A 23795-nucleotide genomic window follows, 5' to 3' on the forward strand; every position below is an offset into this window, starting at 1 on the left:
AGACGGTGCCTGACACCTTTTTTTAGCTTGGTATATTTCTTAACATGGTGACATATTTATTACATATCAAACGTTTGATGGTAATGGGAAAAAGGTTAAGATTAATTTAAATTCCGACTTGACTGATATGATTATGTGGATTAGGGATTCGGTATTCAGTATGTTAGCAAAGGAGGAATAGTGTGAATACTTTTCTTATTATCGTGAATGTTGCTGTATTACTATTGCTCATTTTAGGTTTATTCATGATGCAAAGGAAGCATGTTTCGTTTTCAAAACGTGTGTTCACTGCATTGGGGTTAGGTATTATTTTTGGCTTTGTTATTCATTTAATATACGGAACAACACATGAAGTTACTACAGGTTCAATCGATTGGTTTAACGTTGTAGGGTTCGGTTACGTTAAACTTTTACAAATGGTTGTCATGCCGCTTGTCTTCATTTCGATTGTAGGTGCCTTTACTAAATTAAAGTTAACGAAGAATATCGGAAAAATAAGCTTCCTTGTGATCGGAATCCTGCTTGGAACCACCGCTATTTCTGCAGCCATCGGTATTGGATCTGCGCTTGGATTTGGTCTTGATGGGATTCATCTCAGTGAGGGTGATGCCGAGAAAGCACGTAATGACCAGTTAGTGGAACGAGTGGCGGGCATCGAAAACATGACCCTGCCGCAACAAATTGTTGAATTAATTCCTAGTAATCCGTTTCAAGATCTAACGGGAGCGCGTCCAACATCGACAATCGCAGTTGTCATTTTTGCAGCCTTTATTGGGATTGCCTACCTTGGAGTAAGGCGGAAGGATCCGGATCATGCTGATTTATTTGCCAAAATTATTGATACCTTTTACTCGATTACCATGAGGGTGGTTACCCTGATTCTTCGCCTTACCCCATACGGAATTTTGGCTATCATAACCAAGGTGACAGCAACAAGTGATTATGCGGCCATTGCAAAATTAGGCAAGTTTGTTATTGCCTCTTATGTGGCGCTCATCCTCATGTTCATTGTTCATTTACTTCTCATTTCATTTGCAAAACTTAGCCCTGTGAATTATGTGAAAAAAGCTATGCCAACATTAACGTTTGCCTTTACTTCACGTACAAGTGCAGGGACACTGCCGATGACAATCAAAACACAAACGAAGGATTTCGGAGTATCTGAAGGAATAGCGAACTTTGCCGGGTCATTTGGACTTTCTATCGGCCAAAATGGCTGTGCCGGAATATATCCGGCGATGTTAGCAGTCATGGTTGCACCAGCTGCTGGCATTGACCCGACAAGTATATCCTTTATTCTCACTCTGATTCTAGTCGTAGCAATTAGTTCATTTGGAGTGGCCGGTGTTGGTGGCGGGGCAACCTTCGCAGCCTTAATCGTATTATCGGTCATGAATCTTCCGGTTGCGATTGTTGGTTTATTGATCTCGGTTGAGCCGCTAATTGACATGGGTCGAACAGCCCTGAACGTCAGTGGTGCCATGACTGCAGGCGTCCTAACAAGCAAAGCAACAGGAGATATCGAAACAGACATTTACCAACAACCCGATATTGTAGAAGCCTAATCGTTCTAAAGGGTGTAGGCGCCACGCTAGTGGTGCCTGACACCCTTTTTACTTTTTTTACATAGAAAATATACTTTAAATTAAAAATAATTGAATTCGAGATAAATATACGATACAATGAATGAATTAATAGATGGGATATAGAATAATAAATAAAACTTCTAAGGAAGAAGTGGAGGATGAATCATGGAGAATTTTCACCAAAAACCAAACGTATATGTCGGTGAGGTAAATATTAATGTAAAAAACCTAGACTATTCAGTGACTTTTTATCAAAATATCATGGGTTTTCAGGTGTTGGACAAAACGGATCGTAAAGCGGTCCTAACGGTGAATGGGAAAACCCCTCTATTAACGCTGGAACAGCCTGATGATGTTATTTCGAAGACAGTGAATACCTCTGGTCTGTACCATTTTGCGATTTTGCTGCCATCAAGGGCAGATTTATCTGTATTTTTACGGCATTTGGTTCAGACAGGGTATCCATTAGGCGCAGCCGACCATTATGTAAGCGAAGCGTTATACCTGAATGATCCAGACGGAAATGGAATTGAAGTATACCGAGATCGTCCCTCTTCTGAGTGGACATGGAAAAACGATCTAGTGGAAATGGCGACTGAGCAGCTGGACGCACAAGGAATTTTGGCGGAAAGTGATGCAGAATGGAATGGTCTCCCTTCTGAGACTATTATGGGTCATATTCATCTGCATGTAGGTGACCTTAAAAAGGCAAAAGAATTTTACACAAAAGGGCTTGGGTTTGATGTGGTTAGTTATTATCCCCAGGCGGCATTTTTGTCCACCGGCGGGTATCATCACCATATTGCGATCAATACATGGCAGGGAGTGGGAGCACCTCCACCGCCGCCAAATAGTGTGGGTTTAAACTGGTACACACTTGTCTTTCCTGATGAAGCTGCAAGAGAGACCGTGATCAACCAACTACATCAAGTTGGCGCCGCGGTTAAGGAAGTAACTGATTTTTATGTAACGAGTGATCCCTCGGGAAATCAAATTCAATTAGTGGTTAAATAGGCTGTTGGGCTATTAAAAAGTCCCCAATCCCTTATGATTATGGGTTTGGGGACTTTTCACCACTGATAAAATAAACATCACGAGTGCAATGACGATTTATGCTTCAAGGCAGATCAATCATTTTTAGCAGTGTCAGAAGTGTCTCCGGATTTCTTAACACCTTTACTAACATAGGGTTTGAAACTCTTTGCTTTATTGGCCCCAGCTTGCCAGCGATTCCAGCCCTTCTTGCCTGTTCCTCTACCAATTCCGCTTTTTGCCTTAGCTTTAGCTTTACTCATAAAACCACTCCATTATAATTCCAAATTCTAATACAAGTCGTGGGCTAGTTTACCATACATCATGACCGAACGTCACAAAAATATTTTCTTTGGGCATACCTATAAAAAAACGTAACAAGATTATTTTCTTCGAAATAGAAAAAATCATTCGGTGCCTGACACCATTATTACGTCCTGTGACTTGTTTTTAAAGGGTTTAAAGGGGAGGTGCCGAATAAGGAATAGGGAAGAACGTTATAAATAGATGTATTTCAATTCCAGGTGAAATTTCCAATAAGGGTAGTGATAGTCCATGTGTTTAATCTTGTTTGCCTATCAAGTTCATCCTGAATATAAGCTGATTGTTGCGGCAAATCGTGATGAATTTTATCAAAGACCAACTGCTCCCGCACATTTTTGGGAGGATCAGCCCGAAATCCTAGCGGGACGAGATTTGGAAAAAATGGGGACGTGGATGGGAATCACGGCCTCTGGGCGCTTCGCCGCTTTGACCAATTATCGGAATCCGAGGGAATCGACGGATGGTAAGCATTCGCGCGGAAAATTAGTCGCGGATGCACTGAAATACAATGGGGATAGTAAGGATTATATGAAACAAATAGTACGTCATAAGGACTTGTTCCCAGGTTATAATTTATTGGCCGGCGACGGGGATGAACTATTTTATTATTCGAATATCGGCAACAAGCTTGAAGAGCTTGAACCAGGACTATATGGGGTTAGCAATCATTTATTAAATAGCGAATGGCCTAAAGTGCAAAAAGGGAAGGAGGGTCTGACCCAAATCATTCATGGCAAGAAGGAAGAACTGGTAGAGAAACTTTTTCTACTCCTGCAAAATTCCGATCCTGCTCAGGATGAATCTCTTCCAAAAACAGGAGTTTCACTAGAAATGGAAAGAATGCTCTCGCCTTTGTTTATTAAAAGTGAGAAGTACGGGACGAGGAGTTCGACGGTTTTGTTACTGTCTGAAAAGGAAATCCAATATGTGGAGAGAGTATACACAACGGATACCGTCAAGGATCAGAAATTCACGATTCAACTATGATTTTTTTGGAAAAATAAATGGGAAATGACTCCTCGTAAGCGGATCAACGAGTATGGTTTTTTTATTACTTAAAAAGGGAACTTATTTTTTAAGTGATATATACTATAGGTGAGAAAGGAGCGTGATTCATTTGAAAAAAGGATGGGTAGGAATTGGCATTGTGGTCGGCATCATTGTTATTTTCGGCCTCATGTTCATGTCCAGCTATAATGGCTTTGTCAATCTGGAAGAAAACGTGGATCAGTCACATGCTCAAATCGAAAATCAGCTGCAAAGAAGGCTGGATTTAATCCCAAACTTAGTGAGTACCGTAAAAGGATATGCGTCACATGAAAAAGAAGTAATCGCCTCAATCTCAGATGCGCGTGCCCGACTTGCCGGTGCCAACACGCCGCAGGAGGAAGCGACAGCCAATGCTGAATTATCAGGTGCTTTAAGCCGATTACTCGTGGTGGTTGAAAATTACCCAAATTTGAAAGCGGATCAGCAGTTTACTCAATTAATGGATGAACTTGCTGGAACTGAGAATCGTATTGCCGTAGCCCGGAAAGATTATAATGATCAAGTAGCAGAATTTAATAAAAAGGTAAAAAGAATGCCGGGATCCATTATTGCGGGAATTGCCGGGTTCGATGAAAAGGAATATTTTAAAGCGGATCCTAAAGCCGGGGAAGCACCAAAGGTTGACTTTGGGGGCAATGGATAATGAAGGTACAAAGGGTCTTCAGCTTTATTTTGGTGTTTTTCACTTTTTTTCTGGGTGCAGCAACTGCACTTGCTGAGGATATCCGTATTCCTGCTCCGGTAGGAGATATTTATGTACAGGATTTTGCTGGTGTTTTAACCGAAACTGAAAAAGCTGATTTACGCAATTTAGGCAGAAGTATTGAAGATCAAACAACCGCACAGGTTGCTGTATTGACAGTCGACACCATTGGCGACCGAGCAATAGAGGAATTTGCGAACGAGGCATTTCGGCAATACGGAATCGGCAGCAAAAAGGAAAACAATGGTGTATTGCTTGTTTTAGCGATGAAAGAACGGGTAGCGAGAATTGAAGTGGGCTATGGGCTGGAGGGCAGGATTCCTGATGGAAAGGCCGGACGAATTCTTGATGAATACGCCATTCCCTATTTGAAAAATCAACAGCCGAATAGCGCGGTAGTAGAGACCTATAAGGCTCTTGCACAAGAAGTCTTCGCTGAATATGGTATTGAGGGTGGCGCGCAGACAGAGCCGAATCAAAGTCCTGCGGTATCAAAGGACGAAGGGGGAGGAATTCCGATCCCGTCCTGGCTGATCATTCTACTCGTGGTGGTTGTCGTATTTCTCGACTTTAGGTTCTTTGGCGGTACCCTCACCTACCTGCTCCTCTCTATCATTACCCGTGGTGGCGGCAGAGGTGGGGGAGGTTCCCGCGGTGGCGGGGGCGGATCCTCCGGTGGGGGTGGAGCCAGCCGTGGCTGGTAAAAGAAAAAAATACTCTTAATAAAGGCAACCAAAGCCGTACCCTTACATGTAGATGGGTTATGGCTTTGGTTTATTTGCGTTCTTAGACATTGTGGGCATACTTCCCACCTTTAAAACCTTTTAAATAATTTAAAATTATCATATAATAAGAGATATAAATCTATTAATAATGTATTCACGGTGAAATGGTAAAAATTGATACAGAAAAGGTTTTGACTAGGTGGCGGCCGTAGCTTGGTGTGATGCCTATATCTTTTCTGCAAATTCCTGGGGAAAAGGTTGATAAAAATGAACAACAGCGAAACTAAAACAGATGTCATTTTAATTGGCGCCGGAATCATGAGTGCGACTTTAGGGACGATTTTGAAAGAATTAGTACCGGAATGGGAAATTACAGTGTTTGAGAAGCTTGCAAATGCTGGAGAAGAAAGCTCAAATGAATGGAATAATGCGGGAACGGGGCATGCGGCACTCTGCGAGCTTAACTACACGGTTGAAAAACCAGACGGATCGTTGGATATTAGCAAAGCTATCAATATTAATGAGCAGTTTCAACTCTCAAGACAATTTTGGTCTTATCTTGTAAACCGCAATCTGATTCGCAATCCGCAGGACTTTATCATGCCAATCCCTCATATGAGTTTAGTGCAGGGAGAACAGGATGTAGCCTTTTTGAAAAAACGGTTTAAAGCGCTTTCGGACAATCCTCTGTTTAAGGGGATGGAGTTTTCTGAGGACCATGACAAACTGATAGAATGGATTCCGCTGATCATGGAAGGCCGAACATTGAGCGAACCGATTGCGGCTACAAAAATCGACTCTGGAACAGATGTCAACTTTGGTGCTTTAACACGTATGTTGTTTGATCACTTAGAGAGTAAAAACGTCAAGATTAACTATGAGCATAGTGTGGAGGATATTAAACGTACGGACGATGGTTCATGGGAATTAAAAGTGTGGAACATGGCTACCGGTAATATCGAACGCCATGCGGCAAAATTCGTATTCATCGGCGGAGGCGGCGGTTCCTTACATTTACTGCAAAAAACGGGTATTCCTGAGTCCAAACATATTGGAGGATTCCCTGTAAGCGGAATCTTTATGGTGTGTAATGATCCAGAAGTTGTATCGCAGCATCATGCAAAAGTATACGGCAAGGCTAAGGTGGGTGCTCCACCAATGTCTGTTCCGCATCTTGACACAAGATATATTGATGATAAAAAATCGTTGTTATTTGGACCATTTGCCGGTTTCTCACCTAAATTCTTAAAAACCGGTTCCAATATGGATTTAATCACTTCCGTAAAACCGGATAATGTTCTAACGATGTTGGCGGCGGGAGCCAAACAGATGCCGCTAACAAAATACCTGATTCAGCAAGTAATGTTATCAAAAGAACAACGCATGGAAGAGTTACGTGAGTTTATCCCGAATGCTAAAAGTGGGGATTGGGATTTAGTAGTAGCCGGCCAGCGTGTTCAAGTTATCAAGGATACTGAAGCAGGGGGCAAAGGCACGCTACAATTTGGCACGGAAGTAATTACTGCGGCCGATGGCTCGATTGCAGCATTATTAGGGGCTTCACCGGGTGCTTCTACTGCTGTTCACGTGATGCTTGAGATCATTGAAAAGTGCTTCCCGCAACACGTGAAAGAGTGGGAACCGAAAATTAAAGAAATGATTCCTTCTCATGGTGTTTCACTAATGGAGAACCCAGAGCTTCTGGACAAGATTCAAACCTCAACGGCAGTGACACTTGGTCTAAGTGAAAAAGAACTGGTCTTTAGTTAATTTTTGAAGATGGTAATAAAACGCAGAACCTTCAATCTATCTTTGGATTGAAGGTTCCTTTTTAGGTTCACGATGAAGCATTTTTTAGGATTCTTTTTTTTCTCCTATAGGAATAAATAATAATGAACCCTAAAAGAAGTAGTAGGATTAAATAGATACTATACCGAGAAAGATATGCTTCAACATGCATCCAATTTTCACCAAGTAATCTGCCTAAAGTGATAAAAGTAAAACACCAGATAGCCGCTCCCAAATAAGCAAATAAGGTGAATTTTTTATAGGAATAGCGGTTGATCCCAGCAAGATAGGCAGTAATATGCCGCACCCCAGGAATAAAAAAGCCAATGAAGAGTAGGAAAGGACCTAATTTGTTAAATAATATCCTTGTTCTCTCAACCCTAGTTTCAGTGATATGAATTTTAGGACCGAATTTATGTAAAAAGGGTATTCCTAATTTGATACCTAAAATAAAGCTAATCGTAATTCCACTGCATGCCCCAATAAAAGCACAGAAAAGTGAAGGCAGAAAAACCATTTGTTCGGCAAAAACAGTATAGCCCACATATGTCAGCAGAACCTCATCAGGGATGGGCAGGCCAACAATACCACCGAATAAAGCCAAAATGATTCCAAAATAGCCAAAATGCTCAATAAGGGAATTCAAATACTCCATCATCACACGCCCTACAGTCAATTCTTGAAAAAATAACACCATAAAAAGGAAAAGAAAAACCTCCCAACCATAGCATCCACAAAATTTTAAACATTATCCCGCTATTAATACAGTAATAGGTGCCTGTCACCATTTTTACCATACTTCCCGATATAATAGTAAAAATTTATTTTCATTTTCTAGGAGTGTGTTACGATGCCGATTGTGTGGAATGAGGCAGAGCGAGTGTTTCATTTATATAACAGCAATGTCAGTTATCTGATTCAAATTGTTCATGGAAAGTATCCTGCCCATTTATTTTGGGGCAAGCGTGTTCAGGTATTACAGCCTTCATCAATCCTTACATTCAAGGGCAGGGCGTTTTCGCCAACACAGGAGCCCGCTGATCCAAGATTTTCACTCGATACACTTCCGCAGGAATATCCGGCATTTGGGAACGGGGATTTCCGAGCTCCTGCCTTTCAACTTCGGACTAATGATGGCTCAACGATGACAGAATTTGTCTATGATTCTCATCAGATTATGAGCGGAAAACCCATGTTAAGCGGGTTACCATCGTCCTATATTGAAGATGTGGCTGAGGCAGACACACTCGTCATTACCATGGTAGATTCCATACTGGGGATTGGGGTGAATCTACATTATACAATTTACCGGGACCTAGATGTCATTACCAGGTCCGTGTCCTTCGAGCATCTGGGCAGCCATCCTGTTGAAATCCATAAATGTATGAGCATGTCAGTGGATTTCCACGAGTCGAATTGGGACTGGCTTCACCTACAAGGGACATGGGCACGGGAACGGCATATCGAACGGCTGCCGCTGCACCATGGGACACAATCGATTTCCTCTGCACGAGGCGCTAGCAGCCATCAACATAATCCTTTTATTGCTTTGCTTTCGAAAGGCGCCGACGAGGAATATGGCGATGTTTATGGTGTTAGTCTCATGTACAGCGGAAATTTCCAGGCCTCCATTGAGGTAGATCCTTTTGAGACGACGAGGCTGAATATCGGAATCAATCATTTTGATTTTATATGGGTGTTAAAGCCAGGGGAATCATTTCAAACCCCGGAAGCACTAATGGTTTATTCCTCGGATGGCCTTGGCGGAATGTCGAGAACTTTTCATAAAATGTTGCGCACTAGGGTGTGCCGCGGTGTTTATCGGGATAAAACGCGACCGATTCTGATCAATAATTGGGAAGCCACTTATTTTAATTTTAGTGAAAAAAAATTAAAGGAAATAGCGGATGCTGGGAAAAATCTTGGAATGGAACTGTTTGCCCTTGATGACGGTTGGTTTGGACACCGAGATAATGATAAAAGCTCGCTGGGTGATTGGACTGTCTATAAGAAAAAGTTACCCAACGGTTTAGCTGGGCTTGCTGACTATGTAGAAAAAAAAGGAATGATATTTGGATTATGGGTAGAGCCGGAAATGGTCTCGCCTGATAGCGATTTGTACCGGAAGAATCCAGATTGGTGTCTGCATGTGCCGAAGCGTGACCGAACACTGTCGAGAAATCAGCTTGTCCTAGATTTAAGCAGGGAAGATGTATGTGTTTTTTTAACCGAAACCCTTACAAGGGTTTTCTCCAGTGCTTCAATTTCCTATGTGAAGTGGGATATGAACCGAAATATGACGGAGGTGGGCTCGGCTGCGCTCCCCCCTGAAAGACAAAAGGAAACAGCTCATCGTTATATGCTCGGGTTGTATCGAATTTTAGAAAAATTAACTGAACGTTTTCCGCAGATTTTGTTTGAAAGCTGCTCGGGCGGCGGTGGCCGATTTGACCCAGGTATGCTTTATTACATGCCGCAAACGTGGACAAGTGATGATACGGATGCGGTCGAACGATTAAAAATTCAATTTGGAACAAGTATGATCTACCCCGCTATCACGATAGGAGCGCATGTTTCAGATGTGCCGAACCATCAGGTAGGAAGGGTAACACCGCTGCAAATGAGGTGTCATGTGGCGATGGCAGCCAATTTGGGCTTTGAACTTCATGTGGATAAGCTGAGTAATGCTGATCAAGCAGTGGTGACTGAACAAATTAATTCTTACCATCAAATAAAGGAAATTGTTCTTTTCGGTGACCTGTATCGGCTGTTAAGTCCATTTGAAGGAATGGACACAGCATTGATGTATGTTGCGCCGAACCAGGAACAGGCAGTTGTCTTTTACTACAAAACACTGGCAACACCTAATCCGCCATTTTTTCGTTTAAAATTTCGCGGGTTAAATCCAACGCTAAAATACAAAATAAACAACGGGGAATTGGCCTACTTTGGTGATGAACTAATGGAGATTGGCCTATCCATGCCGCTGATCAAAAAAGACTATACTTCTCATATTTATCTCATTGAAAAGTGGAGATAAGAAAAGCAATGAACCATAAAAGTTAAACAAGTTGACAAGGGTATAAAGGGTGTCAGGCACCAAATAATTAGTTAATATTTCAATGTAATGGGAACCTTAATTACGTATAACCATCATATTTATTTGTTATCTAATTAAGGGTGTGAAAATATGCCAGATACAGATATGTCCAAATACGAAAAGAAAATCATTATTCGAAGTATTCGCCTAGAAGACGTTGATGAAATTATTGCATTAGGGAAAGTTTGCTTTCCAAATATGGAACCGTGGAAACGGGAGTAGTTGGTTAGTCACATTCGAATATTCCCAGAGGGACAGTTTTGTGTGGAATATGAGGACAAAATTGTCGGTTCATGTTCTAGTTTAATTGTTAATTTTAACGAGTATGACGACCAGCACACCTGGGATACCATCACAGACAATGGATATATCACCAACCACGACCCTGATGGATTCAATTTATATGGGATAGAGGTAATGGTGGATCCGGAATATCGCCGCATGAAACTTGGGCACCGTCTCTACGAGGCGCGTAAAGAACTTGCGGTCAGATTAAATCTTCAAAGCATCATTATTGGTGGACGAATCCCAAATTATCATAAATACAAGGATGAAATGACCGCTCGTGAATATGTTCAGGCGGTTGAAAAACATAGCATCTATGACCCTGTCTTGTCTTTTCAGCTCTTACAGGGCTTTACAATAAAACGTATTAATACAAGTTACCTTCCTGATGATAAGGCCTCTGCTTCTGACGCAACCTTAATGGAATGGAACAATGTTGATTATCGCCCGAAAAGCAAACGAATTTATCGAACTGCATTTCCTGTTAGAATCTGTGCTGTGCAGTACATGATGAAAAAAATAGATTCCATTCAGGACTTTAGCAGGCAAGTCGAATATTATGTAGATGTTGCCGCGGATTTTAGATCGGATTTTGTAGTATTCCCTGAGATTTTTACAACGCAATTAATGTCATTTCTAGAAGAAAAGCGACCGGATCGGGCTGTCCGCCGGCTAGCCACCTATACGGATCAATTTATTGAATTGTTCACACAACTAGCAGTCCGTTATAATGTCAACATTGTCGGAGGATCCCATTTTGTTGAAGAGGATGGGGATGTGTACAATGTCGGTTTTCTTTTCCGTCGTAATGGAACGATTGAGAAGCAGTACAAAATTCACTCAACCCAAAACGAGCGCAAGTGGTGGGGAATATCGGATGGAAATGAAATGAATGTGTTTGACACCGATTGCGGAAAAATTGCTATTCAAATTTCGTATGATATCGAGTTTCCTGAACTCGCAAGGATAGCCGTTGATAATGGGGCCAATATTATTTTTGTCCCGTTTTGTACAGAAGATCGTCAAGGGTACCTGCGTGTCCGTTACTGCGCCCAAGCAAGGGCGATTGAGAATAATGTATATACCTGTATTGCAGGGACTGTGGGCAACTTAACACATGTGGAGAACATGGATATTCAGTACGCCCAGTCTGGAATTTTTTCACCTTCAGACTTTGAGTTTGCCAGGGATGGGATCGTTGGAGAATGTGATGCCAATATAGACACCGTCGTAGTTGGAGATGTCGATCTGGAGATACTAAGACGCTCCCGTAATACCGGCTCATTGCGGCAATCGAGCGATAGAAGACATGATTTATATCGGATTGTTTGGAATGAAAAAAAGTAGATGGTGTCTTTGACGGTGACAAATAGTAAGATTGCAAAGGGATGACTCTCCCTTTGCAATCCATTTGGTTTTAAAAGTCAAAATTGTCTGGGTCAGGCCCTACGCGATGATTTTGATTCATCCTATCTATTTGTTCCATATCCTCTCTTGATAGTTCGAAATCAAATATGCTTGCGTTTTCGACGATTCGCTGCTCTTTTGTCGATTTTGGAATGGTCATGACACCGTTCTGTAAATCCCATCGCAATATAACCTGTGCCACTGACTTGTTATATTTTTTCGCCATTTCTTGTAGAGCGGGATGATCCAATAATTGACCTTGCATTAATGGTGACCATGCCTCCATTTGGATCCCATGTTCTTGGCAAAAGGTCTGTAATTCCTTTTGTGTTAATCGTGGATGGTATTCTACTTGATTAATCATTGGCTTTATTTCCGCATCTCTCATTAAATCCTCTAAATGGTGCACTTGGAAGTTGCTTACCCCAATTGCTTTCACTCTGCCTTCCTTATAAAGAGCCTCTAATGCCCGCCATGCTTCTTTATATTTCCCGGCCACAGGCCAATGAATGAGATATAAATCTAAATAATCAAGACCAAGTTTTTTCAGACTAGTTTCATAGGCAGTAAGGGTCGATTCATAGCCTAAGTCAGCATTCCAAACTTTTGATGTGACAAAAAGTTCTTCTCTCGTGATACCGGATTCCTTGACCCCTTCACGAATTGCCTGTCCTACGCTCTCCTCATTTCCATAAATGGCGGCCGTATCAATACTGCGATAGCCGTGTTTAATGGCAAATTTCACCGCGTTAACAAGTTCGGGTCCTTCCTCTACTTTAAATACCCCAATACCAAACCAAGGCATTTTTACACCATTATTTAATGTTGTTGTATCTTGCAAATTTTTCATCATCGTAAAGTAAACCTCCAATTATTTTTGAAAAAACATGAGCTTGTATTAGGCAATAACACTTTTTACGTTAGCGTCGCTAGCTTTACGGTCCTTTTTTTCAAGACTCCAGCTCCACCCCGTTAGGATTACCGCCCCCAGAACCATTAATGCACCGATCCAAGAGGTATGAATAAGTCCAATAGAATCAGTAATCATACCGCCCAGGTAGGATCCAATCGCAATTCCGGCATTGAAGGCGGCAATATTAAGAGCGGAAGCAACATCAACGGCACGCGGCACGAACCGCTCTGCCAACATGACGACATACACCTGCAGTCCCGGAACATTCATAAAGGCCAACAGCCCCATGAAGAATATCGTCGTTAATCCCGCGATCTTAAATGGTGCAGTAAACGTCAAGATAAATAGGACAACGGCTTGGACGATGAACATATAAAACAAGGCCCTAATAGGATTTTTATTAGCCAACTTCCCGCCTGCCATGTTTCCAATGGCGATCGCAATGCCGTAGCCAAGAAGGATTAAGGCAACGGTTCCTTCTTTAAAACCCGTTATATCCTGCAGGATTGGTGATAAATAGGTGAAAACCACAAAAGTTCCCCCATATCCTAACGCAGTAATAATAAATAAAAGCGATAACCGGCCATTTGTTACTACTTTGAATTGATCACGAAAGGTGGACTGAGTCCCTTTTTGCAAATCAGCTGGAACAAGGATGCTGTTTGCAATAAGAGCGATCACTCCGACAGCAATAATGATGATAAAGGCCATTCTCCAGCCGTATTGCTGGCCAATGAAGGTGCCAAAGGGTACTCCCGTGACGGTTGCAACCGTCAGACCTGAAAACATAATGGATATTGCACTGGCCCGACGATTTTCCGGAACTAAATCGGCTGCGATCGTTGAACCAATAGACATAAAGACGCCATGTGAAAAAGCAGAAATCACACGTGCAGTTAGTAAAATACCAATGCTCGTCGCACTGGCAGCAAGGCCATTTCCGATTATAAAAATAACCATAATCCAGAGTAATAAAGATTTTCGCGACATGCGCGATGTTACAGATGTTAAAATGGGTGCCCCAAATGTTACCCCCAAAGCATATAGGGAAACAGTCAAACCGGCTGTTGTAACAGATATTTGTAAATCCTCTGCAATAAGCGGTAATAAACCAACACTGATAAATTCAGTTGTTCCAATAGCGAACGCACTCATAGCCAATGCCAGCAGCGCGAATGTACTCCTACGTTTATCTATAGACATTTGTAATCCCCTCCTAAAATTGTGCCCTTGTATAGATAGGCTTGCTGAAAGCAAACTAGTTAAATAAATGAATACGAGATATTTCAACCGGCAAATGTTATTATGGGATATATGGAGATAAAAGAGAAGTACGCACTTTAAAGTGATATAGGTACCTTTGAGTTAGATAGGTACCTTTTGGTGCCTATTAAGTAGGAGGGATTTAGTATGAAGAAAAAGAAATACAATATATCGGTGGAAGCCACACTCGAGGTAATCGGGGGAAAGTGGAAATGCGTCATTCTATGTCACCTAACACACGGCAAAAAGCGGACAAGTGAATTGAAACGCTTGATGCCGGACATCACCCAAAAGATGTTGACCCAGCAATTACGGGAATTAGAGGAGGATGGCGTAATCAACAGAATTGTATACAATCAAGTCCCGCCAAAGGTAGAATATGAGTTAAGCGAATATGGGTGGAGTCTGGACAGTATTTTAAGTTCCCTATGTGCTTGGGGAGAAAAGCATATTACCAAAGTATACGGAGATAAATTTTCCGTCCTAGAAGAAAATGTTTTAAACGATAAGTTAAAATAGCCATTGATTTCCAAATTTTGTGATGATATGATAAATGTAATTACAAAGAAATGGAGGTTTTCCTCGTGTATTTTTGCAGATTGCGATTCCAAAATTTGAACCGTTAATTAAATACGTTCAAAGTCTCTGCCGCCTGTGCAGAGTAAATGGGATTGGTCTGCCTTTTTAAGGAAACCTTTATTTTACGGTATGTGAAAAAGAGGAGCCCTCTACGACCCTCTTTTTTGCTGTCTTTAAAAATATATTTGGAATATGAGAATGTCCTTCTTTATAAGTGAGTCATTTTCATTATTCGAAGACCAACAATCTAACCAGATTATTTTTTGTTCCCTTTTAGGGTACTTTTCGTGATGCATTCATCCATTTACTTTGCACAGACAGATCGTCTGTGTTTTTTGTTGTTTTTAAAAAGGAGGGATAAACCATGAGAGAAAAACAAACTGCACTTATTGTTGGTGTTAATATCAATCACCAAGCTGATTTTCCCTATTCTATGAAGGAATTGGGGAACCTGGCTGCTGCCTGTCATATGGAAGTGGTGGGGGAAATGACGCAAAATTTAAATCGCATCAATAAATCACATTATATGGGTACAGGAAAAATCGAGGAGGCGAAACGGCTTCTTGAAGTGACAGATGCGGATGTAGTTTTATTTAATGATGAGCTATCGGCCTCGCAAATTCGCAATCTTGAAGAAGAGCTTGATAGAAAAGTGATTGATCGCACGATGTTGATATTGAATATATTTGCCGAACGGGCGAAGACGAGAGAATCGCAGCTACAAGTAGAAGTGGCACGTCTAAAATATATGCTCCCAAGAATCATTGGCTCGCGGGAGTCGTTAGGGCGTCAAGGCGGGGGAGTAGGTTTGAAAAATAGAGGTGCCGGTGAAACCAAGTTAGAGCTCGATCGAAGAAAAGTTGAGGCTAAGATTGCTGAATTAAATAAAGAATTAGAACTACTTGTCTTACAGCGGGGAACCCGGCGCAGTAAACGGAAAAAAAGCGGTGTTCCGTTAGTTTCTTTAGTAGGCTACACAAATGCCGGCAAATCTACCATTATGAATGCGATGCTGGGTAAATCCCATCAATCACAAACGAAACAAGTGTTTGAGAAAGATATGTTATTTGCAACATTAGACACCTCTGTCAGAAAAATAAAACTAGCCAATCACCAGCCGTTTTTGCTGTCTGACACAGTCGGTTTTGTAGATAAATTGCCGCATCACCTCGTGAAGGCCTTTCGATCCACCTTAGAGGAGGTGGCAACTGCGGATTTGCTGATCCATGTAGTTGATTTTTCAAGTCCGCATGTTGAAAATCTCATAAACGTGACGAATAATACGTTAAAAGAGATGGGAATTGATCAAATACCTACCATTCTTGCGTATAATAAGGCTGACTTAGCGGAAGGGGAATTTCCTGCCGTGAAGGGTCGAACCGTTTATCTTTCCGCAAAACAAGGTGTAGGAATAGACGAATTAGTTGATGTCATCAATGTGGAAATCTTTAAAAGTCCGATTCGTTGTGAAATGTTAATCCCTTTTGACGATGGCCGCTTAGTTTCCTACCTAAATGAGAATGCAAATGTTTTAATGATAAGCTACGAAGGCGCCGGCACAAAGTTAACAATCGAATGTAATCAAGATGATTTTGAAAAATACCAGCAGTACGTAATTAAAAGGGAAATTGTCACGTTCGACTGAAAACTTTTGTTTGACGTTTTCCAAACTGTTCTTTATGATAGGAATGAATAGAATACCCGTACTTGAACGGGAGAGGTTATAGCTGAAACCCTCTATAAAAAACTATGGATACATGCTACTACGCCATGTCCATTATCGGATATGGCTTTTTTGTTTTTATTCCGAAGGTTTTCATAGAATATTTAGTTGAAACTCTCTTGAAAAAGTGTGGGGGACACATTTTTACTGGGGGTTTTTTTATGTCTGGCCGCAAGCCTGAAGAAGGATTAAAGGATTTAACATTATTAGGAAATCAAGGGACTACCTATTCATTTGAGTATGCACCTGAAGTACTGGAAGCAGTTGATAATCTGCACCCTGAGCGTGATTATTTCGTGAAATTTAATTGCCCGGAGTTTACAAGTCTTTGCCCGCTGACTCGTCAGCCGGATTTTGCCACGATGTATATTTCCTATGTTCCCGATCAAAAGATTGTCGAGAGCAAGTCTTTGAAACTATATCTTTTCAGTTTTCGTAATCATGGCGATTTCCACGAGGATTGTGTCAATATCATCATGAACGATTTAATCAAATTACTTGACCCTCGCTATATTGAGGTGTGGGGGAAATTCACTCCAAGGGGCGGAATCTCCATTGACCCATGGTGCAACTACGGAAAGCCAGGCACCAAGTATGAGGAAATGGCTAATTTCCGTTTAATGAACCATGATCTTTATCCTGAAAAGGTCGATAATCGGTAAAGGAAGGGTTGAAGAAATGATTTTTTATTTAAATGGAATTTTTGTAGGTCTGTTAATTTTGGCAAATATCGTTGCTGTTAAGCTTTTTAGCATTGGGGATTTTGCGATGCTGCCAGCGGCTGTTATTGTTTATATCTTTACGTATCCACTTATTGATGTGATTGTCGAGGTTTATGGAAAAAAAGAAGGACGGAGAGCTGTCCAGGCAGGGTTGATTACGCAGATCCTTGCCCTAATCTTCATTACGATTACGATTCATTTGCCGGCCGCACCAGTATTTCAGGATCAAAAATCATTCGAAACGATCTTAAATGGAAGTTTTCGCGTGATCATTGCTAGCTTAATTTCCTATGCGGTTAGCCAGAATCTGGATGTATTTGTGTTCAATAAATTAAAAGGTATGCATGGACAAAAAAAGCTATGGTTACGCAACAATGCCTCCACAATGCTGAGCCAGTTGATCGATACAACCATCTTTATTACCATCGCCTTCTATGGAACAATGCCAATCGCTATCCTCGGAAGTCTGATTCTAACCCAATATATTTTTAAATTTGGAGCAGCCATCCTAACCACACCACTAGTCTATGGACTAGTCCATATGATAAGAAAACAAGAAACAAAAGAATCAGCAGCCCCATTACCAAAACAAGCATAAGCAGGTTAGCAAGTGGGGTATATTGATAATGGTGACAGGCACCAATTAGTAGTTTTGCAAGGTGGCAGAGGTGCAATTGGTGACAGGCACCATTTGTGCTATATGCAACGTATTGAAGTGGTCGTTTTTAGCGGCTGCTTTTTTTGCTTCTATTCATTTTTGGGGTCACATAATTCAGTTATCGCCAGCTAGTTTCTGAAGTTCATTTACGGTTACGAACCTGTAGCCCTCATCGGTAAGTGCCTTCAAAACTCCTTCAATGGTTTTCAGTTCTTCTCCTGTTTTGTCATACATTGGATGGATCAGAATAATTGAACCAGGCTTTACTTGATTGCGCACATATTTGACTTTGTCAGTGGCAGAAGTGTAAAAGGTATCGGGTTCCAAATTCCATGTGATGGTGTCTCGATTATGCTTATTAAGGTAAAAAGGGAGACCAACCAGTTTTTTTCCGTTTGGCGGACGTACATCAATTTCACCCGTATAACCGGCCTCGCGAATCAATTGATCTGTTTTTTCAATTTCGTCTTTAAAATAAGAAGGCGTATTGAAAATCATCCGCTTGTGTGAATAGGTGTGATTACCTACTTGATGACCCGCATCGACAATTTTCTGGGCTTCCTTAGGATTGTCCTTCATCTCATTCCCAATCAGAAAAAAGGTCGCTTTTGCGTGGTATTGTTCCAAGAGTGGCAGAATTGGATCGACATTCTTAGTAGGTCCATCGTCAAATGTTAACGCAACAACCTTTTGCTCCGTCTCCACTTGAGCGGTAAGACCGCCGAATAACTGGAATGTTCTTGAATTCATTAATTTATAGGTGCCGAGCAACAGTAGAAAAACTACGATAATACCAATTCCAATGAATGCTAATTTCTTTTTCATGTATACACCTTCTCCCCTTTCTCATTAGCATTATAACAAAAAAAAGAAACAGGCACCCAACCCCGTTAAAACTAAATAAGGGTCAAATACCTGTTCTTCATCAAAGTGCCTCTTTAATCACTTTCTTATAATAAAGAACGGAAAGGATGCCAAAAATCGAGTACAATCCGGTATAGATGACCATGACGATAATCATCGGTGTCCACACTTCTGTGCCGAATAAAAACCATCCTGATTGCACGGCGAAATAGCTGTGGAAGAGGCCGACGACTAATGGAATGCCGAAGTTAAACAGCTGTTTTGCCTGAATTCCTTTTAGCAGGTCGCCCTGAGTAAATCCAAGCTTTCTCAAAATCGTATAATTCGGCTTTTCCTCTTCCCCTTCACCCATTTGTTTAAAATAAAGAATACATCCAGAAGTAATTAGGAAGGCTAATCCGAGAAAACCGACGATAAACATGACGAGACCCATCACTTGTTTCTGTCTATTGCTGATATCCAGCCGTGAATAATTCGAATAGTTGTCATCGTCGAAAATCCCTTTGAAAATATCATTTGCTTTATCAAGTTTTGCTTCATCTTTTAATGTAATTCCGATAAACAGCGAGGATTCACTTTGAATTTTCGGATTAACATCCTTCTGTAACCGTTCGAATACCGTTTCATCGACAATGGCAATTGGCTGCCCGCCATTGGTAAAATAACTAGAAATGGGGGAGTCCTTTTTTAGCCCCAAATAGTGGAGCGGAATCCTTTCGTTTTGCCCTTTTAATTCGATAGGACCAGAATCCTTTAGACTCATAAATTTTTGCAGTAAATCATTGTAACCAGTAAAGATCGTATCCCCTTTAGCTACATCGATATTTTTACTATCCTGATCACTAATAACAGGTATTTTCATGGATTTTGAATCAAACATTAATTCTTTCATGTTTATGTCCAATATTTCCTTCAGATTCGCATCCACTTGAATAACATCAATCTTTCTTTCACTAAACGGGATATCATCAGCGGCTAAAGCCTTCGTAAATGTTGATGCATCTTTTTCCGTTACAAATGAAAAATCTGCGGCGGCTTGATCTTTAGCCATTTTTTCCGCTGAATAGTAGGAGATATAACTTAATGATAATAATCCAATCGCAAGTGCAGATACAGTTGTAATGATGGTTAATAATAGAGCATTCGATTTCATTCGAAACATAATCGAGGATAGCGATAATACCTGATTAATATTTAAATAACCATCCTTCTTTTTCCGAATAATATTAAAGATGAAACTGACAGACCCTTTGTAAAAAAGATAGGTTCCAATAATAACGGACCCGAGAATAAAAATCATCGCCCCAAAAAGCTTAGTTATCGTGGTAAAATCGCCGCTAAACAATTTCGATGAAATATAGTAACCTGAAATGATTGAAACCACACCAATAATCCCAATGATGATTTCCAAGATCGACATCTTTTTTACTTTTCCTTCGGTGGATGAAATCACCCTAAATAATGATAGGATACTTTGTCTTTTAATAAACACAAAGTTCATTAGCATAATGAACAGGTAGATGACACAAAACACTACTACGGTTTGAATCAGTGCTTTCGTCGAAAAATGAAGGGCAGCTATCGCATCAATTCCCGTAATTTTAAACAGAATCATCAGTATTAAACGTGAAATGGAAAAGCCAATAAAAGTTCCGATGATAAGTGAACCAAAATATAGGATGAAATTCTCAGCCGTTAGGATGTTGAAAATTCTGTTTTTAGTCATCCCAATCAATTGAAATAAGCCAATTTCCTTGCTGCGGCGTTTAATAAAAATGTTATTGGCGTACAACAGGAAGATCGAAACAATCGCGACAAGCAAGACAGATGCTGCTTTAATAGCAGCGGCACCTTTCATGGTGTCCTTTGCACCATTCATCGCCGGGTCATATTGCAGAGTAACGAAAGCAAAATAAAGGGCAACACTAAAAATCAACGCAAACACATAAAGATAATAATTTTTCAAATTCTTTTTCAAGTTTCGAAAAATGAGTTGCTTAACGCTCATTTGGGACACCACCTAATACACCTTGCGTTTTCATAATGTCTTGAAAGAACGTCTGTCTGGATTGTTCGCCCTTATTTAATTGTGTGTAAATTTGTCCGTCTTTGATAAAAATAACCCTGCTGCTATAGCTTGCTGCCACTGGGTCATGGGTTACCATGATAATCGTTGCCTTGCGCTTCTGATTCATTTCGCTTAATTTGTTTAGTAAATCAGAAGCTGATTTAGAATCAAGAGCACCGGTTGGCTCGTCAGCAAAAATAATGCCTGGTTCATGAATGAATGCCCTTGCTGCAGAGGTTCGTTGCTTCTGACCGCCGGAGATTTCATTCGGATACTTATCCTTGATATCGGAAATCCCCAATTCCGTTGCCACTGCTTGAAACATTTCATCTGCAGCCCTTTTTGAAATCTTTGAAATGGATAAGGGCAAGAGGATATTTTCTTTGACGGTCAGTGTATCAAGCAAGTTATAATCTTGAAAAATAAACCCTAAATGATGTTTGCGGAATTCAGCGAGCTGACGCTCTTTCATTGCGGTCATTTCTTTTCCCTCGATATTTATCGTGCCGCCGCTAACTTTATCAATGGAAGAAAGTACATTGAGCAAAGTGGTCTTTCCAGACCCGGAGGCACCCATAATACTGACGAATTCCCCTTTTTCAACGTTAATATCAATCCCTTTTAATACTTCTTGTTTATTTAATTTATTGCCAAAACTTTTATGAATTTTAGTGGCTTCCAAAATATTCATACCAACACACGCTCCTCTTATTCGATACTTTTATTATAAATACCCTGACAAATTCAATCCTTCGATTGAGCGAACAAATAACAAAAGCATGTGACATTGTTGTCACATGCCTGCAATATCGACGAAATCATTCCTTTTTGGAAAGGTTAAGGTAAAAGTGGTTCCTTCTCCAAGTCGCGAGTCGACAGCAATACTAATTAATAACGGCTTGGCGATTCTTGACGTTAAATACAACCCCATACCTGTTGCAGCCTGATCAAGGTGAGATGTAGTTGAGGTAAAGCCCTTGTCAAAAATGCGTGACAGGTCTTTAGGGTCGATGCCGCGTCCAAAATCGGTCACGTCAAGAACATTTCGGCCATTTTTATGATAGCTTTTAATGAGTATGTCGGACGAATCACTGTATTTCACCGCATTTGTCAACAACTGCCTAAGCATAAAGGCGAGCCACTTGGCATCTGTTAATACTGTTGCAACCTCCAAATCAACTTCAAAGCCTAATCCTTTTTGCATACACCACGACTGTAACATTTTAATTTCCTTAAAAAGTAAGGTCTTTAGGTCAGTTTCTTCTATATATAAATCATTTTCCATAAAAGGAATACGCCTTTGGTGAAGCTGTTGGTCTAAGAGCAGGTGAATCCGCAGCCACTCGTGGTTTAACTGGGCGCGAGTCTTTTCATTGTCTAGACGGTCAATCATTAAATGCATCGCAGTTAACGGTGTCTTGACTTCATGGATCCAGGCTAACAATTCATCCTTCTCCTGTTCTAACATCAGTAGATTTTCCGTTGCCTCTTTTTTTAGTAGTACGGTTTGGTTCACGATGCTTTGTTCGACCATTTTCTCAAACGGACTCTCAGGTTCTGCTATAGTAGTTAAATCTAGATTGTTTTCCCACTCCGCTAAACTTTTATAAAATCTTGTTTCCTTATGATAGCGAAAAATCAAAAACATAGAAAATACAAGCATTGACAGGAAAATAATATAGAAGAGCGGCATTAGGGGAATCGCCGAATCCAGATATGAGACAAATAGAATTAGTGTTTGAATGACGAAAAAGAGACAGATCCAGCTGCGCCTTTCAATTAAATAATCTCTAATCATAATTATTTTCCTCTTCAATCGCGATGTAACCTTGCCCAACCTTCGTTTCGATAAAACGTCCTAATCCAAGCTCGTCCAATCGCTTTCGCAGTCGATTGACATTGACAGTTAAAGTATTGTCACTGACAAAGCGCTCATCCTCCCAAAGACTTTTAATTAAGTCCTCGCGACTGACAATCCTATTTTTTTGCTCAATCAGCTTTTTTAAGATAAACGTTTCGTTTTTTGTAAGTTCAACTGTTCCAGCGGTATGGCTGACCGTGTTTTTTTCATAATCTACTGTGGCACCACACCATGTTTTAAGGGTGATCTGTTCGGTATTGTAATTATAAACACGCCTTAGTGTGGCCTGAATTTTGGCAATCAGCACATCAAAATGGAATGGTTTTTGAATAAAGTCATCTGCACCAAGCTGCATTGACATCACCATATCAGTCGGATGGTCTCGTGAAGACAAAAATAGAATAGGCACATTCGAATGGGAGCGGATCATTCTGCACCAATGGAAGCCATCAAATTTTGGCAATTGAATATCAATTAAGACTAAATCAGGTTTTACCGCTGAAAATTCCTCCATGACCTTGTTGTAATCGGTAATCCCGTAAACATCATAAGACCATCCAGTCAAACGTTCTTTTATTTCATTAAATAATGTTGCATCATCTTCTATTAATAAGATCTTAAACAAGGAGTTCACCACACTTTTTTACATATCATTAAATAATTGTATAATATGAGCATCTCTTTCTCCACAATACTAATTATATTTTCATCTTTCCTTAAAAGGTGGTTGACTTCGATTAAGTATAATAGTAATATAGTAATCCTGATGAGGGGAATCAATGAAATTAATTATTCCTTAAAAAATTTATTTTATCATCAGTTGACATGAATGATTGGTTATGATAGTATTTATTCTTATCACCTCGCGAAAAAATATTATTTCAAAATAGTGTTTGACATCGTGATGACGAAGTGATATAGTAATAAAGTTGCTTCTAAACGAAGTAACGAATTGTCCTTTGAAAACTAAACAAACAAAAACGTCAACAAACAATATTTTTTAGTTTCAATATATATATGAAACTAAGCCAACGTAACAAATGAGCTAATCAACTTTCTTGGAGAGTTTGATCCTGGCTCAGGACGAACGCTGGCGGCGTGCCTAATACATGCAAGTCGAGCGGATCTTTGGGAGCTTGCTCCC

The 23795-nt window shown here is 40.5% G+C and carries 22 protein-coding genes and 1 rRNA gene; 14 read left to right on the plus strand and 9 right to left on the minus strand.

Annotated features, from left to right (window positions below; all coding sequences use genetic code 11):
* Nucleotides 1-182 precede the first annotated feature (182 nt).
* Together G6554_RS19110 and G6554_RS19115 are read left to right on the plus strand one after the other, a co-directional pair.
* On the plus strand, nucleotides 183-1565 hold the full coding sequence (locus tag G6554_RS19110; RefSeq protein ID WP_166244756.1) for a cation:dicarboxylate symporter family transporter: 1383 nt from the start codon (nucleotides 183-185) through the stop codon (nucleotides 1563-1565).
* Nucleotides 1566-1751: 186 nt separating this feature from the next.
* Nucleotides 1752-2600 (plus strand): VOC family protein, encoded by an 849-nt coding sequence (locus tag G6554_RS19115; RefSeq protein WP_166244757.1) that lies wholly within the window; start codon nucleotides 1752-1754, stop codon nucleotides 2598-2600.
* 113 nt (nucleotides 2601-2713) lie between these two features.
* Here the strand turns inward: G6554_RS19115 and G6554_RS19120 are convergent, their stop codons facing one another.
* A complete protein-coding gene (locus tag G6554_RS19120; protein WP_166244759.1) occupies nucleotides 2714-2881 on the minus strand; it encodes a DUF3934 domain-containing protein in 168 nt (55 codons plus the stop codon).
* A 292-nt stretch (nucleotides 2882-3173) separates the two neighbouring features.
* Between G6554_RS19120 and G6554_RS19125 the strand changes: the two genes are divergently transcribed.
* The 4 genes from G6554_RS19125 to G6554_RS19140 all read left to right on the plus strand — a co-directional run bounded on the left by G6554_RS19125 (nucleotide 3174) and on the right by G6554_RS19140 (nucleotide 7190).
* Nucleotides 3174-3929 carry an NRDE family protein gene (locus G6554_RS19125; RefSeq protein WP_166244761.1) on the plus strand — a complete coding sequence of 252 codons (756 nt, stop codon included), beginning with the start codon at nucleotides 3174-3176 and terminating at the stop codon, nucleotides 3927-3929.
* A 130-nt stretch (nucleotides 3930-4059) separates the two neighbouring features.
* Nucleotides 4060-4635, plus strand: coding sequence for a LemA family protein (locus G6554_RS19130; protein WP_207342961.1), 576 nt, complete (start codon nucleotides 4060-4062; stop codon nucleotides 4633-4635).
* Complete coding sequence (locus G6554_RS19135) at nucleotides 4635-5399, plus strand: TPM domain-containing protein (protein WP_166244763.1); 765 nt, start codon at nucleotides 4635-4637, stop codon at nucleotides 5397-5399. The genes G6554_RS19130 and G6554_RS19135 overlap by 1 nt, the downstream gene beginning before the upstream one ends.
* 288 nt (nucleotides 5400-5687) lie before the next feature.
* Nucleotides 5688-7190, plus strand: a complete 1503-nt coding sequence (locus G6554_RS19140; protein ID WP_166244765.1) for a malate:quinone oxidoreductase — start codon at nucleotides 5688-5690, stop codon at nucleotides 7188-7190.
* A gap of 67 nt (nucleotides 7191-7257) precedes the next feature.
* Here G6554_RS19140 and G6554_RS19145 read toward each other — a convergent pair whose 3' ends face one another.
* Nucleotides 7258-7866, minus strand: coding sequence for a DedA family protein (locus tag G6554_RS19145; protein WP_166244767.1), 609 nt, complete (start codon nucleotides 7864-7866; stop codon nucleotides 7258-7260).
* A 192-nt stretch (nucleotides 7867-8058) separates the two neighbouring features.
* Between G6554_RS19145 and G6554_RS19150 the strand changes: the two genes are divergently transcribed.
* The 3 genes from G6554_RS19150 (at nucleotide 8059) to G6554_RS19155 (ending at nucleotide 11940) form a co-directional block, all read left to right on the plus strand.
* Nucleotides 8059-10248: an alpha-galactosidase gene (locus G6554_RS19150; RefSeq protein ID WP_166244768.1), complete on the plus strand. Its 2190-nt coding sequence runs from the start codon at nucleotides 8059-8061 to the stop codon at nucleotides 10246-10248.
* Between the two features lie 150 nt (nucleotides 10249-10398).
* The gene (locus G6554_RS26080) at nucleotides 10399-10530 is read left to right on the plus strand and encodes a hypothetical protein (protein WP_278187299.1); all 132 of its coding nucleotides are present in this window, start codon (nucleotides 10399-10401) and stop codon (nucleotides 10528-10530) included.
* On the plus strand, nucleotides 10531-11940 hold the full coding sequence (locus G6554_RS19155; protein ID WP_242637930.1) for a bifunctional GNAT family N-acetyltransferase/carbon-nitrogen hydrolase family protein: 1410 nt from the start codon (nucleotides 10531-10533) through the stop codon (nucleotides 11938-11940). It abuts the gene before it with no gap.
* A 70-nt stretch (nucleotides 11941-12010) separates the two neighbouring features.
* Here the strand turns inward: G6554_RS19155 and G6554_RS19160 are convergent, their stop codons facing one another.
* Both G6554_RS19160 and G6554_RS19165 read right to left on the minus strand, forming a co-directional pair.
* Nucleotides 12011-12853 (minus strand): aldo/keto reductase, encoded by an 843-nt coding sequence (locus G6554_RS19160; RefSeq protein WP_166244770.1) that lies wholly within the window; start codon nucleotides 12851-12853, stop codon nucleotides 12011-12013.
* Between the two features lie 45 nt (nucleotides 12854-12898).
* Entirely contained in the window at nucleotides 12899-14203 is a 1305-nt protein-coding gene (locus tag G6554_RS19165) for an MFS transporter (RefSeq protein ID WP_207627688.1), read from the minus strand.
* A gap of 120 nt (nucleotides 14204-14323) precedes the next feature.
* Here G6554_RS19165 and G6554_RS19170 point away from each other — a divergent pair, with 120 nt between their 5' ends.
* The 4 genes from G6554_RS19170 to G6554_RS19185 all read left to right on the plus strand — a co-directional run bounded on the left by G6554_RS19170 (nucleotide 14324) and on the right by G6554_RS19185 (nucleotide 17798).
* Nucleotides 14324-14695, plus strand: coding sequence for a winged helix-turn-helix transcriptional regulator (locus G6554_RS19170; RefSeq protein ID WP_166244772.1), 372 nt, complete (start codon nucleotides 14324-14326; stop codon nucleotides 14693-14695).
* Between the two features lie 424 nt (nucleotides 14696-15119).
* Nucleotides 15120-16400 (plus strand): GTPase HflX, encoded by a 1281-nt coding sequence (gene hflX / locus G6554_RS19175; RefSeq protein ID WP_166244774.1) that lies wholly within the window; start codon nucleotides 15120-15122, stop codon nucleotides 16398-16400.
* Nucleotides 16401-16639: 239 nt separating this feature from the next.
* Nucleotides 16640-17140, plus strand: coding sequence for a preQ(1) synthase (queF, locus tag G6554_RS19180; protein WP_166244776.1), 501 nt, complete (start codon nucleotides 16640-16642; stop codon nucleotides 17138-17140).
* A 16-nt stretch (nucleotides 17141-17156) separates the two neighbouring features.
* Nucleotides 17157-17798, plus strand: a complete 642-nt coding sequence (locus G6554_RS19185) for a queuosine precursor transporter (RefSeq protein WP_166244778.1) — start codon at nucleotides 17157-17159, stop codon at nucleotides 17796-17798.
* 174 nt (nucleotides 17799-17972) lie between these two features.
* Here the strand turns inward: G6554_RS19185 and G6554_RS19190 are convergent, their stop codons facing one another.
* The 5 genes from G6554_RS19190 to G6554_RS19210 form a co-directional block, all read right to left on the minus strand.
* A complete protein-coding gene (locus tag G6554_RS19190; protein WP_166244780.1) occupies nucleotides 17973-18683 on the minus strand; it encodes a polysaccharide deacetylase family protein in 711 nt (236 codons plus the stop codon).
* A gap of 100 nt (nucleotides 18684-18783) precedes the next feature.
* Nucleotides 18784-20730 (minus strand): FtsX-like permease family protein, encoded by a 1947-nt coding sequence (locus tag G6554_RS19195; RefSeq protein ID WP_166244782.1) that lies wholly within the window; start codon nucleotides 20728-20730, stop codon nucleotides 18784-18786.
* Entirely contained in the window at nucleotides 20720-21481 is a 762-nt protein-coding gene (locus G6554_RS19200; RefSeq protein ID WP_166244784.1) for an ABC transporter ATP-binding protein, read from the minus strand. The genes G6554_RS19195 and G6554_RS19200 overlap by 11 nt, the downstream gene beginning before the upstream one ends.
* Nucleotides 21482-21583: 102 nt before the next feature.
* On the minus strand, nucleotides 21584-22588 hold the full coding sequence (locus G6554_RS19205) for a sensor histidine kinase (RefSeq protein ID WP_166244786.1): 1005 nt from the start codon (nucleotides 22586-22588) through the stop codon (nucleotides 21584-21586).
* The gene (locus G6554_RS19210; protein ID WP_166244788.1) at nucleotides 22581-23276 is read right to left on the minus strand and encodes a response regulator transcription factor; all 696 of its coding nucleotides are present in this window, start codon (nucleotides 23274-23276) and stop codon (nucleotides 22581-22583) included. Before G6554_RS19210 ends, G6554_RS19205 begins: the two co-directional genes overlap by 8 nt.
* A 430-nt stretch (nucleotides 23277-23706) precedes the next feature.
* On the opposite strand from G6554_RS19210, the gene G6554_RS19215 reads away from it, so the two are divergent.
* Nucleotides 23707-23795: ribosomal RNA gene (locus G6554_RS19215) — 16S ribosomal RNA — on the plus strand; the annotation flags it as partial.

The sequence above is a fragment of the Bacillus sp. MM2020_4 genome (genome assembly GCF_011250555.1).
Taxonomy (GTDB): Bacteria; Bacillota; Bacilli; order Bacillales; family Cytobacillaceae; genus Neobacillus.

What these genes read in the sequence shown, in the direction of transcription:
- G6554_RS19145 (WP_166244767.1), bottom strand. Translation starts at nt 7,866, where the DNA reads ATGATGGAGTATTTGAATTCCCTTATTGAGCATTTTGGCTATTTTGGA.
- G6554_RS19115 (WP_166244757.1), top strand. Translation starts at nt 1,752, where the DNA reads ATGGAGAATTTTCACCAAAAACCAAACGTATATGTCGGTGAGGTAAAT.
- G6554_RS19140 (WP_166244765.1), top strand. Translation starts at nt 5,688, where the DNA reads ATGAACAACAGCGAAACTAAAACAGATGTCATTTTAATTGGCGCCGGA.
- hflX (WP_166244774.1), top strand. Translation starts at nt 15,120, where the DNA reads ATGAGAGAAAAACAAACTGCACTTATTGTTGGTGTTAATATCAATCAC.
- G6554_RS19170 (WP_166244772.1), top strand. Translation starts at nt 14,324, where the DNA reads ATGAAGAAAAAGAAATACAATATATCGGTGGAAGCCACACTCGAGGTA.
- G6554_RS26080 (WP_278187299.1), top strand. Translation starts at nt 10,399, where the DNA reads ATGCCAGATACAGATATGTCCAAATACGAAAAGAAAATCATTATTCGA.
- G6554_RS19200 (WP_166244784.1), bottom strand. Translation starts at nt 21,481, where the DNA reads ATGAATATTTTGGAAGCCACTAAAATTCATAAAAGTTTTGGCAATAAA.
- G6554_RS19120 (WP_166244759.1), bottom strand. Translation starts at nt 2,881, where the DNA reads ATGAGTAAAGCTAAAGCTAAGGCAAAAAGCGGAATTGGTAGAGGAACA.
- G6554_RS19160 (WP_166244770.1), bottom strand. Translation starts at nt 12,853, where the DNA reads ATGATGAAAAATTTGCAAGATACAACAACATTAAATAATGGTGTAAAA.
- G6554_RS19150 (WP_166244768.1), top strand. Translation starts at nt 8,059, where the DNA reads ATGCCGATTGTGTGGAATGAGGCAGAGCGAGTGTTTCATTTATATAAC.
- G6554_RS19205 (WP_166244786.1), bottom strand. Translation starts at nt 22,588, where the DNA reads ATGATTAGAGATTATTTAATTGAAAGGCGCAGCTGGATCTGTCTCTTT.
- G6554_RS19195 (WP_166244782.1), bottom strand. Translation starts at nt 20,730, where the DNA reads ATGAGCGTTAAGCAACTCATTTTTCGAAACTTGAAAAAGAATTTGAAA.
- G6554_RS19185 (WP_166244778.1), top strand. Translation starts at nt 17,157, where the DNA reads ATGATTTTTTATTTAAATGGAATTTTTGTAGGTCTGTTAATTTTGGCA.
- G6554_RS19190 (WP_166244780.1), bottom strand. Translation starts at nt 18,683, where the DNA reads ATGAAAAAGAAATTAGCATTCATTGGAATTGGTATTATCGTAGTTTTT.
- queF (WP_166244776.1), top strand. Translation starts at nt 16,640, where the DNA reads ATGTCTGGCCGCAAGCCTGAAGAAGGATTAAAGGATTTAACATTATTA.
- G6554_RS19135 (WP_166244763.1), top strand. Translation starts at nt 4,635, where the DNA reads ATGAAGGTACAAAGGGTCTTCAGCTTTATTTTGGTGTTTTTCACTTTT.
- G6554_RS19125 (WP_166244761.1), top strand. Translation starts at nt 3,174, where the DNA reads ATGTGTTTAATCTTGTTTGCCTATCAAGTTCATCCTGAATATAAGCTG.